Below are 14663 nucleotides of genomic sequence, written 5' to 3' on the forward strand. Positions count from 1 at the left end.
GGATGGAAGCCTCCGCTCTCTCTGAAATACCGGTTTCGGTCATCATCCCCGCCTACAATGCGGCGCGCTATATTGCCTCCACACTTCAATCAGTGAGAGAGCAGACACACGCAAAGCTCGAAATTCTCATCATCGACGACGGCTCCACGGACAGCACTCCGGATATCTGTCGTCAGATCGCAGCCGACGATCCCCGGATCCACATCATTTCGACGGAAAATCGAGGCGTGGCCGCAGCGCGTAACATCGGCATCGAGGCGTCGACATCCGATTATGTCGCCTTCGTGGATGCGGATGACCTCTGGCACCCCTCCTATGTCGAGGCCTTGTTATCGGCCCTTCATCCCCTGCCCTCCGACTGGGGCGCCGTATACGCCCTTCACCGCATCATCGATTCCGAGGGCTACTGCACCAAGGCCAGCTCCGGCTTGAGCGCAAGGGGGATGGTCTTGGCCCGTCATCTCATCTTCCGCTTCGTCGGAAACGGCAGCGGCCTGATGATCCGCCGCGCGGTTTATGACGCGGTGGGCGGCTATGACCCGAGCTATGCGGAACGCGGGATCGGCGGCTGTGAGGATCTTGATTACGAGCTACGCGTGGCCGAAGCGTTCAAGATCGAGGCTGTCCCCCTCGGTCTGGTAGGATACCGGATTCATTCGGCCGCCATGTCTTCCGACAGTTCCAGAATGGCCCGATCGCTTCTGGCGGTGTACGAAGGCGCTATGGCCCGCAATCTGCAGCTTCCGCGATGGGTCGTCGATTGCGCCTTCGCCTCGGTTCATCTCTATGCCTTTTCGAAATTCACCGCAGCGAAGAACTGGAAAAATGCGGCCAGTTCGCTGAAGCAGATCTTCCGTTTCAGCCCACGCCTCGCCTGCATCGTCTTCTTCGGCTTGATCCTGTCAAAACTGCGCAGGGCGGCAAACAGGATGCGGTCGAAGCTGGTAACGACCCCAAAAAATCTCATGAGATTCGATCAGCTGGATCCGCACGCGCCTTTAGGTGCCGGCCTGTCGAGCTTTCGAACGAAAAAGCTCTTGATGCAGCTTTCTGAAGTCGATCAGGCGCTCGACATCTCGCACCGCCAGCAGAAACGCGGCAGGTCTTTCACCGGGAATGGGCCGATCGGCGATGGCGACCCATTCGCTCTCTGATATCGAGCGGGTTCTTCCGTCTCCGCCTGAACTCAGCCTTCCTCTTTCGGCCGCTCGATACGAATGACCTGCGGCTCGCCGAAAAGATAACCTTCCGACTTGATAGAGGCGACTGCCCTGCGCACCGACTCTTCGGTCGTCGCGTGGGTGACGAGGATGATCGTCTGGTGGTGCGACGGCGCCAGATGCTGCTTGGAACGCTGGACGATCGATTCCAGCGAGATGTGGTTTTCGGCCATGCGGGTGGCGACGCTCGCAAAGACGCCGGTGCGGTCGAGCACGGTCAGGCGAATGAAATAGCCGCCCTCATGGCTCTGCATCTGCGCCTTTCGATAAGGCTCCAGCGCCTTTGCCGGATGGCCGAGCACCGGCACGCGCTGGGCGCCGGGCTGGCTCTTGGCGATATCGGCGATATCGCCCAGCACCGACGAAGCCGTGGCATTGCCGCCGGCGCCGGGGCCGACCATCAGCAATTCGCCAAGCACATCGGATTCGATCGCCACCGCATTGGTGACGCCGTCGACCTGGGCGATGACCGAATCCACAGGCACCATGGTCGGGTGCACGCGCTGCTCGATGCCGGTATCGGTGCGCTGGGCAACGCCCAGCAGCTTGATGCGGTAGCCGAGTTCGGCCGCAGCATGGATATCCTCGATCGAGATATTGGTGATGCCTTCGAGATAGATGTCGTCGGCCGCGATGCGATTGCCGAAGGCGAGTGTCGTCAGGATGGCAAGCTTGTGGGCCGTGTCATTGCCCTCGATGTCGAAGGCGGGATCGGCCTCGGCATAACCCAGCCGCTGCGCTTCCTTCAGGCATTCGGCGAAGGAAAGCCCCTCCTTCTCCATTTTGGTCAGGATGTAATTGCAGGTGCCGTTCATGATGCCATAGATGCGCGAAACGGCATTGCCGGTCAGCGATTCACGCAGCGCCTTGATGACGGGGATACCGCCGGCGACCGCCGCCTCGAAGTTCAGGAGCGAGCCCTTCTCTTCCGCGATCGTCGCAAGCTCGACGCCGTGATAGGCAAGCAGCGCCTTGTTGGCTGTCACCACATGGAGACCACGCTGCAGTGCCGTACGCACCGAGACGTTGGCCGCCCCTTCGGCGCCCCCCATCAATTCGACGAAGACGTCGATGTCGCCCTTTTCGGCAAGCTCTTCCGGCCGGTCGAACCAGGTGACGCCCGAAAGATTGACGCCGCGATCCCGCGTCTTGTCGCGCGCGGAGACCGCCGTGATCGTGATCGGACGCCCGCAGGTGACGGCAAGCTCGTTGCTCTTCTGCTGAATGATGCGGACAAGCGAGGCGCCAACGGTGCCCAAGCCCGCAATGCCGATTTTGAGGGCATCTGCCATGGATCGATCCTGAAATGTCTGTGTGGCGGCAGCCGCGGAAAGCGGCTGCCGGAGAGTTGGATTAGCGGTGAGCGTTCAGCGAAATGACGTTGTGCATCGTTTCGTCCGCGGTCGACATGAACTTCTTGATGTTGCGCGCAGCCTGGCGGATGCGGTGTTCATTTTCGACAAGCGCCAGACGAACGTAGTCGTCTCCCTGCTCGCCGAAGCCGATGCCCGGGGCAACGGCGACGTCGGCCTTCTCGACCAGCAGCTTGGAAAACTCAAGCGAGCCGAGATGACGGAACTTTTCCGGGATCTTCGCCCAGGCGAACATGGTGGCAGCCGGTGGCGGCACGTCGAAACCGGCCTTGCCGAAGCTTTCGACCATGACGTCGCGGCGACGCTTATAGACGTTGCGGACTTCCGCAATGTCGGAACCATCGCCGTTCAGCGCGTGGGTCGCCGCCACCTGGATCGGCGTGAAGGCGCCGTAGTCGAGGTAGGACTTGACGCGGGTCAAAGCGGCGATCAGCCGCTCGTTGCCGACGGCAAAGCCCATGCGCCAGCCGGGCATGGAGAAGGTCTTCGACATCGAGGTAAACTCGACCGTCACATCCATTGCACCCGGCACTTCGAGAACCGACGGCGGCGGAGCGCCGTCGAAGTAGATCTCGGAATAGGCAAGGTCGGAAAGCACGATGATGTCGTGCTTCTTGGCGAAGGCGACGACGTCCTTGTAGAAATCGAGCGTCGCGACGAGGGCCGTCGGGTTCGAGGGATAGTTGAGGATCAGCGCCAGGGGCTTCGGGATCGAATGCTTGACGGCACGCTCGAGCGGCGGGAAGAAGCTCTCGTCCGGTTCGACCGACATGGAGCGGATCACGCCGCCTGCCATCAGGAAACCGAAGGCGTGGATCGGGTAGGTCGGGTTCGGGCAGAGGATGACGTCGCCGGGCGCGGTGATCGCCTGCGCCATATTGGCGAAGCCTTCCTTGGACCCCAAGGTGGCGACGACCTGGGTATCCGGATTGAGCTTGACGCCGAAACGGCGAGCATAATAGGCAGCCTGGGCGCGGCGCAGGCCCGGAATGCCCTTGGAGGAGGAGTAACGGTGAGTGCGCGGATCCTGCACGACCTCGCACAGCTTGTCGACGATCGACTGGGGAGTGGGAAGGTCAGGGTTTCCCATGCCGAGATCGATGATATCGGCGCCGCCCGCTCGCGCGCTTGCTTTCAAACGGTTGACCTGTTCGAAAACATAAGGCGGCAAACGCCGGACTTTGTGAAACTCTTCCATTTCATTCCCCATGGAAAGGCGGCATTTCGGGCCGCGGTCGAAGTTCGTTCCGTCTCCCGGCGGCTGCGACACGAACTTCAGAATCGCAACGCCGTATTCACATCAGACCCAAGTCACGCGGCAAATCTTTGACGGAAAGGCCGCGCTGGCACGCATTATCGGGAAAATTGCATCTTCCGATCCCTGTCGAAGGCTTTGCGTCCAAATTGCCTGAAAGGCAAGGTTTATTTGGAGATTTCGGAGAGCGTCTCGGTGCCGTGTTCGGCGGCGAGCCGGCGCATCTCGGCGACCTTGGCCTGATATTCGGCTTCCGAGATCGCGCCGGTCTTGCGCCGAGCGGCGAGTGCGGTCAGCTGATGCTGCAATTCGGCCGCCTGCTCGTCGCTCATCTGCACGTTGGCAGCCGTCAGCGGCGCGCCGAAATTCGGATAACCGTCCGGCGACTTCGCAAGCCCGCCTTCGACCGCTTCGCCCTTGGTGGCCGGCATGACGACGGCGGTCGGGGCCGCTCGCTTGGCCGCGGCTGCCGCCTTCTCTTCCGCGGTCAGATTGCATCCGGCAAGCGCCATCGCCGCCGCGGCGCAGATCAGTGCGGTGCGGTTGAAGGTTGCGATGCGCCGGATGCTGTTGTTCGTCATGCCTCAAAAATCCAGTTCTGACTGCTTCGACTGTTAAATTTGTCGCAGCCACAAAGCAATAGCACGAGCCGATGCGGGTGGAACTTGTTTTCTCGCTCGGTCACGATGTACAACAAACGGATAAAAAGAGTGCTGCCGCCGGAGGAAATGGTGACCGACAGCAAGCAGGAGAGTGGCGGCCAGAAGAGTGGCGGCAAAGCCGGTTTCGACGCGACCGATCTCGATCCTTATCTGTTGAAGGATCCAGAGGCCATGACGATGAATTTCGCCCGGGCGCTCGAAAATCTCGGGAAAGCCGCCGCGGCATGGCTTGCGCCGCGCGAGCGCGGCGAGATCGCCGACACCGTTGTCGATCCGATGACCGACATGGTCAAAACGCTCTCCAAGGTCACCGAATACTGGATTTCCGATCCGCGCCGCACCCTTGAGGCGCAGACGCAGCTGATGTCCTCGTTCTTCGGCATCTGGATGCGCTCGATGCAGCGCATGCAGGCCATGCAGGGCGAGCCCTTGCCGCCCGAGCCCGACACCCGCAAGGACAAGCGCTTCGCGGATGAGGACTGGCAGAAGAACCCTTTCTTCGATTTTCTGCGCCAGGCCTATTTCGTCACGACCGATTGGGCCGAGAAGATGGTGTCGGAGACCGATGGCCTCGACGAGCACACCAAGCATAAAGCCGGCTTTTATGTGAAGCAGATCACGGCAGCGCTTTCGCCGACCAATTTCGTCGCCACCAATCCGCAGCTCTATCGCGAGACGATCGCGACCAGCGGCGAAAACCTGGTGCGCGGCATGAAGATGCTCGCTGAGGACATCGCCGCCGGAAACGGCGATCTCCGCATCCGCCAGACCGATATGACCAAATTCGCCGTCGGCCGGGACATGGCGCTGACCCCGGGCAAAGTGATCGCCCAGAACGACATCTGCCAGATCATCCAATACGAGGCATCGACGGAAACAGTGCTGAAGCGGCCGCTGCTGATCTGCCCGCCGTGGATCAACAAGTTCTATATTCTCGACCTCAATCCGCAGAAATCCTTCATCAAATGGTGCGTCGACCAGGGCCAGAGCGTCTTCGTCATTTCCTGGGTGAACCCGGATGCGCGCCACGCCGAGAAGGACTGGGGCGCCTATGCCCGCGAAGGCATCGATTTCGCGCTTGATACAATCGAGAAGGCGACCGGCGAGAAGGAAGTCAACGCCGTCGGCTACTGCGTCGGCGGCACGCTGCTGGCGGCAACGCTGGCATTGCACGCCAAGGAAAAAAACAAGCGCATCAAGACGGCCACGCTCTTCACCACCCAGGTCGATTTCACCCATGCCGGCGATCTCAAGGTTTTCGTCGACGAGGAGCAGCTTGCCGCGCTCGACGCGCATATGAAGTCGGCCGGCTATCTCGACGGTTCGAAGATGTCGATGGCCTTCAACATGCTGCGCGCTTCCGAGCTGATCTGGCCTTATTTCGTCAACAACTACCTCAAGGGCCAGGAGCCCCTGCCCTTCGACCTCTTGTTCTGGAACGCCGATTCGACCCGCATGGCGGCGGCAAATCATGCCTTCTACCTGCGCAACTGCTATCTCAGGAACGCGCTGACACAGAATGAGATGATCCTCGACGGCAAATCCGTGTCGCTGAAGGACGTGAAAATCCCGATCTACAATCTCGCCACCCGCGAGGATCACATCGCCCCCGCCAAGTCCGTCTTCCTCGGCAGCCAGTTCTTCGGCGGCAAGGTGGAATTCGTCGTCACCGGCTCGGGACATATCGCCGGCGTCGTTAATCCGCCCGACAAGAAGAAATATCAATTCTGGACGGGCGGTCCTGCCAAAGGGGACTACGAAAACTGGCTCGAACAGGCGACCGAGACGCCGGGGTCGTGGTGGCCTCATTGGCAGGCCTGGATCGAGACGCAAGATGGCAGACGCGTGCCCGCGCGCAAACCCGGCGGCGATGCGTTGAACGCGATCGAGGAAGCGCCGGGAAGTTACGTGATGGAACGGGCCTGAAAAGGCCACCTATCTCTTTTCGAGACGGCTGCGAAAACAGCCGCGCCGCGTAAACAAATTAGAAACCATAATTCGTCATCCTTGCGAAACAGTCGGCAAGTCGCATTTGGTCTAAATTCGGCCCATTTGCGCCTTTACCGGCCCCGGCGAAGTTTTGTCAGTCAGTGCCGCCGGCCTGCGTAGCGAGTTTGAAAGACGAGTGTAGTATGGCGTTTGCGGTCGGGACGTTGGATAACGTCGCCCCTCTTAGCGGATCTGCTCTGCGTTCGCGCAGATCTCGCGGTTTTCTTTACGGTGTCGTCGGCGCCGGACTTCTGACCTCCACATGGCTGATCGCGACCTTCGCGACAATGCATTCAGTGAGCGTGCCGGCTTCTCCGTCCGACAGCTTCACGCAGCTTGTATCAGCGCCGAAGCTCAAGCCGGCAGCGAAGCCTGAACGACTGATCCATGTGGGCAAAGCCGATCGCCTGGCGGCCTTCGATGCCAAGCCGGTGGTCGCCCTGACGGCCGACCTCATCCATTCGCATGCAAAAAAGACCAATGCTGCCGCGACGGCATCGCTGGCGCTTGCGAAAAACAGCCGACTCCTTACAGCTGGCGAACCGGCGGTCGCCGTTGCCGCCGCGCCCGCCGATACCGCCAAATTCGCCAAGGACGATATCGTCACCTCCTCGCCGGAAGTTGCGCAAGTCGAGACCGATGGGGAAAACGAAGACCGCATCATCATTCCGTCCAAGGAAACTGTCGCAGCCGTCGAACTTCCTTCCCTGCTCGCACTTGCCGATGCGGGATCGAAGCAGATTGCGCCGGCACCGGTCGAGCCGGCGGCACTTTCCGCCAAGACGGCATCGCAGCCGCAGGAAAATCCAGCGCCGGTCGTCGTCGCCGAGGCCGAAGAGCAACAGCCGTTCGATCTCGTGCTGGCGCCGGATGCCGGTTCGGTGCCGCTTCCGATGGCGCGTCCTGATGGACTCATCGGCAAACCGGCGCCGGCCGCCAAGGGTGCTCAGCGCTCTGCCGAGCCTGCGCTTGCCTATGCCCAGCCGAACGCGCCGATCGAAGATGACGAGGACGATGCCGTACCGCGCTACGACAAGCCGCTCTTCTCGCCGAAACTGCGCGCAGGTGTCGCGATCTACGATATCGAAAACAGCACCGTCTATCTGCCGAACGGCGAACGGCTGGAAGCCCATTCCGGACTTGGCAAGATGCGCGACAAGCCGCGCTTCGCCGACAAGAAGATGCGTGGACCGACGCCGCCGCACACCTATGTCCTCACCATGCGCGAGAGCCTTTTCCATGGCGTTGAAGCGATCCGGCTGACGCCGGTCGAGGGCTCGGACGCCATCTTCGATCGCGTCGGCCTGCTTGCCCACACCTATATGCTCGGCAAGAACGGCGATTCCAACGGCTGCGTATCCTTCAAAGATTACAAGCGCTTCCTGGCCGCCTTCAAGCGCGGTGACATCAAGCAGCTCGTGGTCGTGCCGCGGCTGAACAACAAGCCGGGCTCGACGCTCGCCTCGTTGTTTTCGTCACGTAGCTGACCGGCAGGCTACTTCAACCAAACTGCTATTCGCTCCACCGCCTCCGCGATCTCGGCTTGAGAGCCTGCGTAAGACAAACGCAGCGTACGATGCCCTTCCAACGGATCGAAATCGAGGCCCGGCGTTGCGGCGACATTGATTTCGGCGAGCATGCGTTTGGCAAAGCCCATGCTGTCATTGGTGAATCTGGAAATATCGACATAGGCATAGAAGGCGCCGTCCATCGGTGAAGCAGGCGCCAGGCCGATCTGCGGCAGGCGGTCGAGCAGCAGGTTTCGGTTTGCGGCATAACTTGCCTTGACGCCATCGAGCTCTTCATGCGCGCCCAGAGCGGCAGTGGCGGCGATCTGGGAAAGTTCGGGCGGCGAGATATAAAGGCTCTGCGCCACGCGCTCGATCGGCCGGACCAGGCGTTCCGGCAGCACCATCCAGCCGATTCGCCAGCCGGTCATGCAATAATATTTCGAGAAGGAGTTGATGACGATCGCCTCGTCCGTCAGTTCGAGGGCGCTCGCCTCCTCTCCGGCGAAAGTCAGCCCGTGATAGATTTCATCGGAGATGAAGGCGATGGAGTTCGCCGCACAGTAATCGGCAAGCGCCTTCAGCCCGTCGCGGCCGGTCACCGTGCCGGTCGGATTGGCGGGGCTGGCGAGCAGCACGCCTTTCAGCCTCACGCCGCTTTCCCTTTGCGCCGCATCGAGGCTTTCGGGCGTCAGGGTGAAATGGGTTTCGGCCGTTACCGGCACCTCACCAACCTTCAGCCCCAGAGCGCCAAGGATATTGCGATAGGCCGGATAGCCGGGCCTTGCGATCGCGACCGAATCGCCGGCGTCGAAGAGCGACAGGAAGGCGAGATTGAAACCGGCCGAGGAACCTGTCGTGACCGCGATACGCGCCGGATCGATCTCCAGGCCGTGCCGATCCCTGTAGTGGAGGGAAAGCGCCGATTTCAGCCGCGCCGTTCCCAGCGCGTCCGTATAGCCGATCCGCCCTTCAGCAAGCGCTTCGCGCGCAGCTTTGAGAGCAGCCTCAGGCGCGGGATGGGAGGGCTGACCGACCGCCATGGAGATGACGGGATGCCCGCCAGCACGCCGCTTCGTCGCCTCCGCCAATACGTCCATGGCGTGAAAAGGTTCGACTTCGCTGCGTTTCGATATGGAAAACAAGATCGTTTCTCGCTCGGCTTCTTCAATGACGGCCCGACAATTGCCGCAATAATCGGCTCATCACAATCCCGCGATAGCGTCGCGTGGATGAAAATTCCTGTTTGAGCAGAACCGAACGCACCGTACCTTGACGCGACGCATTCAAGTCCATTAACCCGGCGACGGTCTTCTCGATCAGGAGACGATCATACCGCCGATGACGAGGATATCATGGCCTTCTTCCCGAAAACCTTCACCGCCCTAGCGCTTGTCGCATCGATCGCCCTTCCCTTTCCGGCAGCAGCGCTCGACGACCAGCAGAAGAAGGAATTCGGCGAATTCATCAAGCAGTATCTGATCGAGAATCCCGAGATCATGCTCGATGTCCAGGAAGCGCTGCAGAAGAAGCAGGAAGCCGCGCGGCTGGTGAAGGCCAACATGGCGATCGAAGAGAACAGCACCGATATCTTCGAATCGAAGAACGACGTGATTCTCGGCAACCCCAAGGGCGATGTCACGGTCGTCGAATTCTTCGATTATAACTGCAGCTATTGCCGCCATGCGCTTCCCGACATGCAGGCGATGCTGAAGAAGGACAAGAATGTCCGCTTCGTGCTCAAGGAATTCCCGATCCTCGGGCCGGATTCGGTCGCCGCCCACAAGGTCGCCGATGCTTTCCGCAGGGTCGCGCCGGAGAAGTACGCCGATTTCCACATCGCCCTTCTCAGCAGCGAAGGCCGCGCCTCGGAAGACAGCGCGATCTCGGTCGCGGGTACTCTCGGCGTCAGCGAAGACAAGCTTCGCGCCGAGATGGCAAAGAGCCCGAATGACGAAATCGTTCAGGCGACCTACCAGCTCGCCTCCAGCCTCGGCATCAGCGGCACGCCCTCCTATGTGATCGGCACCGAACTCGTGCCGGGTGCAGTCGGGCTCGATGATCTGGAAACCAAGGTCAAGAACATGCGCAGCTGCGGCAAGACCGCCTGCTGAACGGGCGGGCCGCCGGCCGGCCTCTCATCAAATCGCCAAAATCGAAGCGTTTCAGCCATGTGGACAAATGTGGCGCGATTCCCGCCGGCCAATTCGTAAGGGCTTTCATTCGGCCCTCGCGGAGTCTATAGGTTGCCGTCGTGCATTTTACGGAACATTCGATGACGCAAACGATTTTTGTCCTGAACGGCGCCAACCTGAACATGCTGGGTAAAAGAGAACCCGGCATTTATGGCGGCAAGACGCTCAAGGACATCGAGGCGGACTGCAGGGCCGCCGGCCGCGAACTCGGCTTCGATATCGATTTCCGCCAGAGCAACCACGAAGGCACGCTTGTGGACTGGTTCCATGAAGCGGACGAAAAGGCTGCCGGCGTTGCCATCAATGCGGGCGCCTACACGCATACATCGGTTGCGCTCCATGATGCGATCCGCGCTATTTCCATTCCCGTCGTCGAGCTCCACATATCCAACGTCCATGCACGGGAAGAATTCCGCCACAAGTCGATGATCGCCCCGGCATGCAAGGGCGTGATCTGCGGCTTCGGGCCTCACAGCTACATCCTGGCGCTCCACGCGCTGAAGAACATCACGGCATAAAAAGAAGACAGGGCAACACCATGGCTGAAAAGAAATCGGGTATCGATCAGGCACTGATCCGCGATCTCGCCAACATCCTCAACGACACGGATCTGACCGAAATCGAGGTCGAGCAGGACGACCTGCGCATCCGCGTTTCGCGCGCCGGCGCGATGCAATACGTCCAGGCGCCGATCGCAGCACCTGCCTTTGCCGCGCCCGCAGCCGCCCCGGCAGCAGCAACTGCCGCTCCCGCCGCAGCGCCCGGCCGCAACCCGGCCAACGTGGTCAATGCACCGATGGTCGGCACCGTCTATATGGCGCCGGCTCCGGGCGCGCGTCCCTTCATCGAGGTCGGTGCGACCGTCAAGGAGGGCCAGACGCTCATCATCATCGAAGCGATGAAAACGATGAACCAGATCCCTTCGCCGAAATCCGGCAAGGTGACCGAGATCCTCGTCGATGACGGGCATCCCGTCGAATACGGCCAAGCCCTCGTCGTCATCGAATAGGTCGATGCCCATGATTTCGAAAATCCTCATCGCCAATCGCGGGGAAATTGCCCTTCGCGTGCTCCGGGCCTGCAAGGAGCTCGGCATCGCCTGCGTCGTAGTTCATTCCACCGCCGACGCCGATGCCATGCATGTGCGCCTTGCCGACGAAAGTGTCTGCATCGGCCCGCCATCCTCGCGCGAGAGCTATCTGAACATCCACCAGATCGTCGCGGCCTGCGAGATCACTGGGGCCGATGCCGTGCATCCGGGCTATGGCTTTCTGTCGGAGAACGCCAAGTTCGCCGATATCCTCGATGCTCATGGCATTACCTTCATCGGCCCGACGGCGGAGCACATCCGCATCATGGGCGACAAGATCACCGCCAAGACGACGGCGCTGGAACTCGGCATCCCCGTCGTTCCGGGCTCGGACGGCGAAGTGAAGACCGAAGAGGATGCGCTGAGGACGGCCGCCGAAATCGGCTATCCCGTCCTGATCAAGGCGACAGCCGGCGGCGGCGGACGCGGCATGAAGGTCGCCAAGAGCGAAGCCGACCTGATCGAAGCCTGGTCGACGGCGCGCACGGAAGCGGCCGCCGCCTTCGGCAACGATGCCGTCTATATGGAAAAATATCTCGGCAAGCCGCGCCACATCGAGATCCAGGTGTTCGGCGACGGCGAAGGCAACGCCATCCATCTCGGCGAGCGTGACTGCTCGCTGCAGCGCCGCCATCAGAAGGTCTGGGAAGAGGCGAATTCACCGGCGCTCAACGTCGAGCAGCGCATGAAGATCGGCCAGATCTGCGCCGATGCCATGAAGAAGCTGAAATATCGCGGCGCCGGCACGATCGAATTCCTCTACGAAAACGGCGAGTTCTATTTCATCGAAATGAACACCCGCCTGCAGGTAGAGCATCCGATCACGGAAGCGATCACCGGCATCGACCTCGTGCACGAGCAGATCCGCGTCGCTTCCGGCGGCGGTCTGTCGGTGACGCAGGACGAGATCCATTTTTCCGGCCATGCCATCGAATGCCGCATCAATGCCGAGGATCCGCGCACTTTCGTGCCTTCGCCCGGCACGATCACGCATTTCCATGCGCCGGGCGGCCTCGGCGTGCGCATCGATTCCGGCGCCTACCAGGGCTACAAGATCCCGCCCTATTACGACAGCCTCATCGGCAAGCTGATCGTGCACGGCCGCACCCGCGTCGAATGCATGATGCGCCTGCGCCGCGCGCTCGATGAATTCGTGGTCGACGGCATCAAGACGACGCTGCCGCTGTTCCAGGAACTCGTCTCCAACCAGGATATCGCCAACGGCGATTACGACATCCACTGGCTGGAACACCATCTCGCCAACACGCCGGCGGCATAGGACAGGAATGGCAGGACCGCGCAGGAAGTCACCAGGTATTACCCCTGAAATCCTCCTGCGCGCCTATTCCATCGGCCTATTCCCGATGGCCGAATCCGCCGACGACCCGGAGATCTTCTGGGTCGAGCCGGAGCTGCGCGGCGTGCTGCCGCTCGATCGGTTCCACGTGTCGAAGAGCCTCGCCAAGACGGTGCGCCGGCAGCCTTTCGAAATCCGTTTCGATCACGACTTCGATTCCGTGATCGCCGCTTGCGCGGAGGAAACATCCGGCCGCCCGAGCACCTGGATCAACAGCACGATCAGATCGCTCTATTCGACACTCTTCGACATGGGCCATGCCCATACCGTCGAAGCCTGGGACGGTGACAAACTGGTCGGCGGCCTTTACGGCGTCTCGCTCGGTTCGGCCTTCTTCGGCGAAAGCATGTTTTCACGCCGGACGGACGCCTCGAAGATCTGCCTGGTGCATCTCGTCGGCCGGTTGCGGGAAAAAGGCTTCACCCTGCTCGACACGCAGTTCACCACCGAGCATTTGAAAACATTCGGAGCGATCGACGTGCCGAAGGCCGATTATGCCGTTCTGCTGGCCGCAGCAATGGAATCGCCACACCTCAAGTTTTAAACGCAATCGTTTCAGCCCTGCGTTGATTTTTTGGCCGGTCTGAATAGGTTCGGGAACGCAACGGGGGATAGAATTTTGAAACGATATTTTGCTGCGGCGATCCTTTTCGCTTTGTTCACGGGCGAGGCTCGCGCACGCCCTTACCAGGAGATGTTTCCGAACCGGACCGATTTTTCCGAGGCGGAAAAGCCATTGCTGGAAAAACTCGATTTTCAGCAGGGCGCGATCAAGCTGCCCGAAGCGAAGGCGACACTGAACGTGCCTGCCGACTTTTACTATCTCAATCCTGCCGATACGAAAAAAGTGCTCGTCGACATCTGGGGGAATCCGGCGGAAGCGGCCGAAGGCACGCTCGGCATGATTTTCCCGGCGAAATATGCGCCGACCGATGCGGAATCCTGGGGCTCCATCGTCGGCTACAGCGCCGACGGCTACGTCTCGGATGCCGACGCCGCAACGACGAATTACGACGAACTGCTACAGAATATCAAAGATTCGATCAGGGAAAACAACGTCGAGCGCGAGAAGCAGGGTTTCCAAAAGATCACGCTTGTCGGCTGGGCTTCGCCGCCGCATTACGACACATCCGCGCATGCCTTGCATTGGGCCCGCGACCTGATGTTCGGCGATGATCCGCAAGTGCCGCACACACTGAACTATTCCGTGCGCGTACTTGGCCGCGAGGGTGTATTGCAATTCAATTTCGTTGCCGGACTCGCGCAGCTGCCGGAGATCAAGGGCGTCATTCCTACCGTCACGAAGCTCGTGCAGTTCGACAAAGGGAAAGCCTATACGGACTATGTCGACGGCGACAAGATGGCCGCCTATGGCATGGCGGGAATGATCGCTGCCGGTGCGGGCGCCAAGGTCGCTGCGAAAGTCGGGCTGTTGGCCCTTGCCCTAGCCTTCTTCAAAAAGGCCGGCATCCTCGTCGTTGTTGCGCTCGCTGGTGCGCTCCGTTTCGCCAAGGGGCTTTTCACGAGGAATAAAACACCCAACGCATGAGGTTTACGGCTCGGGCCAAGGCGCATCGCATCAATCAGCTGCATGCGCCGCGCTTCCGATATTGGCTGGAGCTAGAGCATCGGATTGAAAATCTGAATCGTTGGATTCCGCTTTGCGACTGATTGTGATTCACTTGGCCAGGAGGTGCATCCATGGCCAAGTCCTATTCTTCAGACCTTCGCTCCCGCGTTGTTGCCTACGTTGAGGCAGGGCATTCCCGCCGCGCGGCGGCTCGCCGCTTTGGCGTCAGTGACAGCTTTGCGGTCAAGCTGCTGCAACGGGTTGCCGCGCATGGCTCTCTTTCTCCCGGTCGCCAGGGGCGCCCTCGCGGCGGGAGGCTTGCCCGGTTTGAGAGGTTCCTCATCGATGCCGTTGAAACGCAGCCCGACATCACCATGCCGGAACTGGCGTTGCGGCTGCTTGCGGAACACAAGATGAAGGCCGATCCGGCGGAACTTTCCCGAT

The 14663-nt window shown here is 60.6% G+C and carries 14 protein-coding genes; 10 read left to right on the plus strand and 4 right to left on the minus strand.

Going from position 1 to position 14663, the window contains the following annotated elements; genetic code table 11:
- Positions 1-2: 2 nt before the first annotated feature.
- Positions 3-1154: a glycosyltransferase family 2 protein gene (locus tag ATY76_RS07705; protein ID WP_088674175.1), complete on the plus strand. Its 1152-nt coding sequence runs from the start codon at positions 3-5 to the stop codon at positions 1152-1154.
- Positions 1155-1186: 32 nt separating this feature from the next.
- On the opposite strand, the gene ATY76_RS07710 is transcribed toward ATY76_RS07705, so the two are convergent.
- The 3 genes from ATY76_RS07710 to ATY76_RS07720 all read right to left on the minus strand — a co-directional run bounded on the left by ATY76_RS07710 (position 1187) and on the right by ATY76_RS07720 (position 4429).
- On the minus strand, positions 1187-2512 hold the full coding sequence (locus tag ATY76_RS07710) for a homoserine dehydrogenase (RefSeq protein ID WP_088674176.1): 1326 nt from the start codon (positions 2510-2512) through the stop codon (positions 1187-1189).
- 61 nt (positions 2513-2573) lie between these two features.
- The gene (locus ATY76_RS07715) at positions 2574-3791 is read right to left on the minus strand and encodes an LL-diaminopimelate aminotransferase (RefSeq protein WP_088674177.1); all 1218 of its coding nucleotides are present in this window, start codon (positions 3789-3791) and stop codon (positions 2574-2576) included.
- 224 nt (positions 3792-4015) lie between these two features.
- Positions 4016-4429 (minus strand): hypothetical protein, encoded by a 414-nt coding sequence (locus ATY76_RS07720; protein ID WP_088674178.1) that lies wholly within the window; start codon positions 4427-4429, stop codon positions 4016-4018.
- A gap of 147 nt (positions 4430-4576) precedes the next feature.
- Between ATY76_RS07720 and phaC the strand changes: the two genes are divergently transcribed.
- Positions 4577-6436, plus strand: a complete 1860-nt coding sequence (gene phaC / locus ATY76_RS07725; protein ID WP_245309751.1) for a class I poly(R)-hydroxyalkanoic acid synthase — start codon at positions 4577-4579, stop codon at positions 6434-6436.
- 206 nt (positions 6437-6642) lie between these two features.
- Positions 6643-7986 (plus strand): DUF2778 domain-containing protein, encoded by a 1344-nt coding sequence (locus ATY76_RS07730; protein ID WP_088674180.1) that lies wholly within the window; start codon positions 6643-6645, stop codon positions 7984-7986.
- A gap of 8 nt (positions 7987-7994) precedes the next feature.
- Here the strand turns inward: ATY76_RS07730 and ATY76_RS07735 are convergent, their stop codons facing one another.
- The gene (locus ATY76_RS07735) at positions 7995-9152 is read right to left on the minus strand and encodes an aminotransferase class I/II-fold pyridoxal phosphate-dependent enzyme (RefSeq protein ID WP_088674181.1); all 1158 of its coding nucleotides are present in this window, start codon (positions 9150-9152) and stop codon (positions 7995-7997) included.
- A 210-nt stretch (positions 9153-9362) separates the two neighbouring features.
- Here ATY76_RS07735 and ATY76_RS07740 point away from each other — a divergent pair, with 210 nt between their 5' ends.
- The 7 genes from ATY76_RS07740 to ATY76_RS07770 all read left to right on the plus strand — a co-directional run.
- Positions 9363-10121: a DsbA family protein gene (locus ATY76_RS07740; protein WP_088674182.1), complete on the plus strand. Its 759-nt coding sequence runs from the start codon at positions 9363-9365 to the stop codon at positions 10119-10121.
- A 161-nt stretch (positions 10122-10282) separates the two neighbouring features.
- Positions 10283-10720, plus strand: a complete 438-nt coding sequence (gene aroQ, locus ATY76_RS07745) for a type II 3-dehydroquinate dehydratase (protein ID WP_088674183.1) — start codon at positions 10283-10285, stop codon at positions 10718-10720.
- A gap of 20 nt (positions 10721-10740) precedes the next feature.
- Entirely contained in the window at positions 10741-11211 is a 471-nt protein-coding gene (gene accB / locus ATY76_RS07750; RefSeq protein WP_088674184.1) for an acetyl-CoA carboxylase biotin carboxyl carrier protein, read from the plus strand.
- A gap of 4 nt (positions 11212-11215) precedes the next feature.
- Positions 11216-12571, plus strand: coding sequence for an acetyl-CoA carboxylase biotin carboxylase subunit (accC, locus tag ATY76_RS07755; protein WP_190233616.1), 1356 nt, complete (start codon positions 11216-11218; stop codon positions 12569-12571).
- Between the two features lie 7 nt (positions 12572-12578).
- Positions 12579-13193 (plus strand): leucyl/phenylalanyl-tRNA--protein transferase, encoded by a 615-nt coding sequence (aat, locus tag ATY76_RS07760; RefSeq protein ID WP_088674185.1) that lies wholly within the window; start codon positions 12579-12581, stop codon positions 13191-13193.
- A 75-nt stretch (positions 13194-13268) separates the two neighbouring features.
- Complete coding sequence (locus ATY76_RS07765) at positions 13269-14198, plus strand: DUF2167 domain-containing protein (protein WP_088674186.1); 930 nt, start codon at positions 13269-13271, stop codon at positions 14196-14198.
- Between the two features lie 152 nt (positions 14199-14350).
- Positions 14351-14663: IS630 transposase-related protein (locus ATY76_RS07770; RefSeq protein ID WP_141104994.1), on the plus strand; the 313-nt coding region annotated here is incomplete at its 3' end.

The sequence above is a fragment of the Rhizobium sp. R339 genome (genome assembly GCF_002211395.1).
Classification (GTDB): Bacteria; Pseudomonadota; Alphaproteobacteria; order Rhizobiales; family Rhizobiaceae; genus Rhizobium.

Coding starts and splice junctions, on each gene's coding strand:
- ATY76_RS07710 (WP_088674176.1), bottom strand. CDS start 2,512: ATGGCAGATGCCCTCAAAATCGGCATTGCGGGCTTGGGCACCGTTGGC.
- accB (WP_088674184.1), top strand. CDS start 10,741: ATGGCTGAAAAGAAATCGGGTATCGATCAGGCACTGATCCGCGATCTC.
- ATY76_RS07705 (WP_088674175.1), top strand. CDS start 3: ATGGAAGCCTCCGCTCTCTCTGAAATACCGGTTTCGGTCATCATCCCC.
- ATY76_RS07740 (WP_088674182.1), top strand. CDS start 9,363: ATGGCCTTCTTCCCGAAAACCTTCACCGCCCTAGCGCTTGTCGCATCG.
- ATY76_RS07715 (WP_088674177.1), bottom strand. CDS start 3,791: ATGGAAGAGTTTCACAAAGTCCGGCGTTTGCCGCCTTATGTTTTCGAA.
- accC (WP_190233616.1), top strand. CDS start 11,216: ATGCCCATGATTTCGAAAATCCTCATCGCCAATCGCGGGGAAATTGCC.
- phaC (WP_245309751.1), top strand. CDS start 4,577: ATGGTGACCGACAGCAAGCAGGAGAGTGGCGGCCAGAAGAGTGGCGGC.
- ATY76_RS07720 (WP_088674178.1), bottom strand. CDS start 4,429: ATGACGAACAACAGCATCCGGCGCATCGCAACCTTCAACCGCACCGCA.
- ATY76_RS07730 (WP_088674180.1), top strand. CDS start 6,643: ATGGCGTTTGCGGTCGGGACGTTGGATAACGTCGCCCCTCTTAGCGGA.
- aat (WP_088674185.1), top strand. CDS start 12,579: ATGGCAGGACCGCGCAGGAAGTCACCAGGTATTACCCCTGAAATCCTC.
- aroQ (WP_088674183.1), top strand. CDS start 10,283: ATGACGCAAACGATTTTTGTCCTGAACGGCGCCAACCTGAACATGCTG.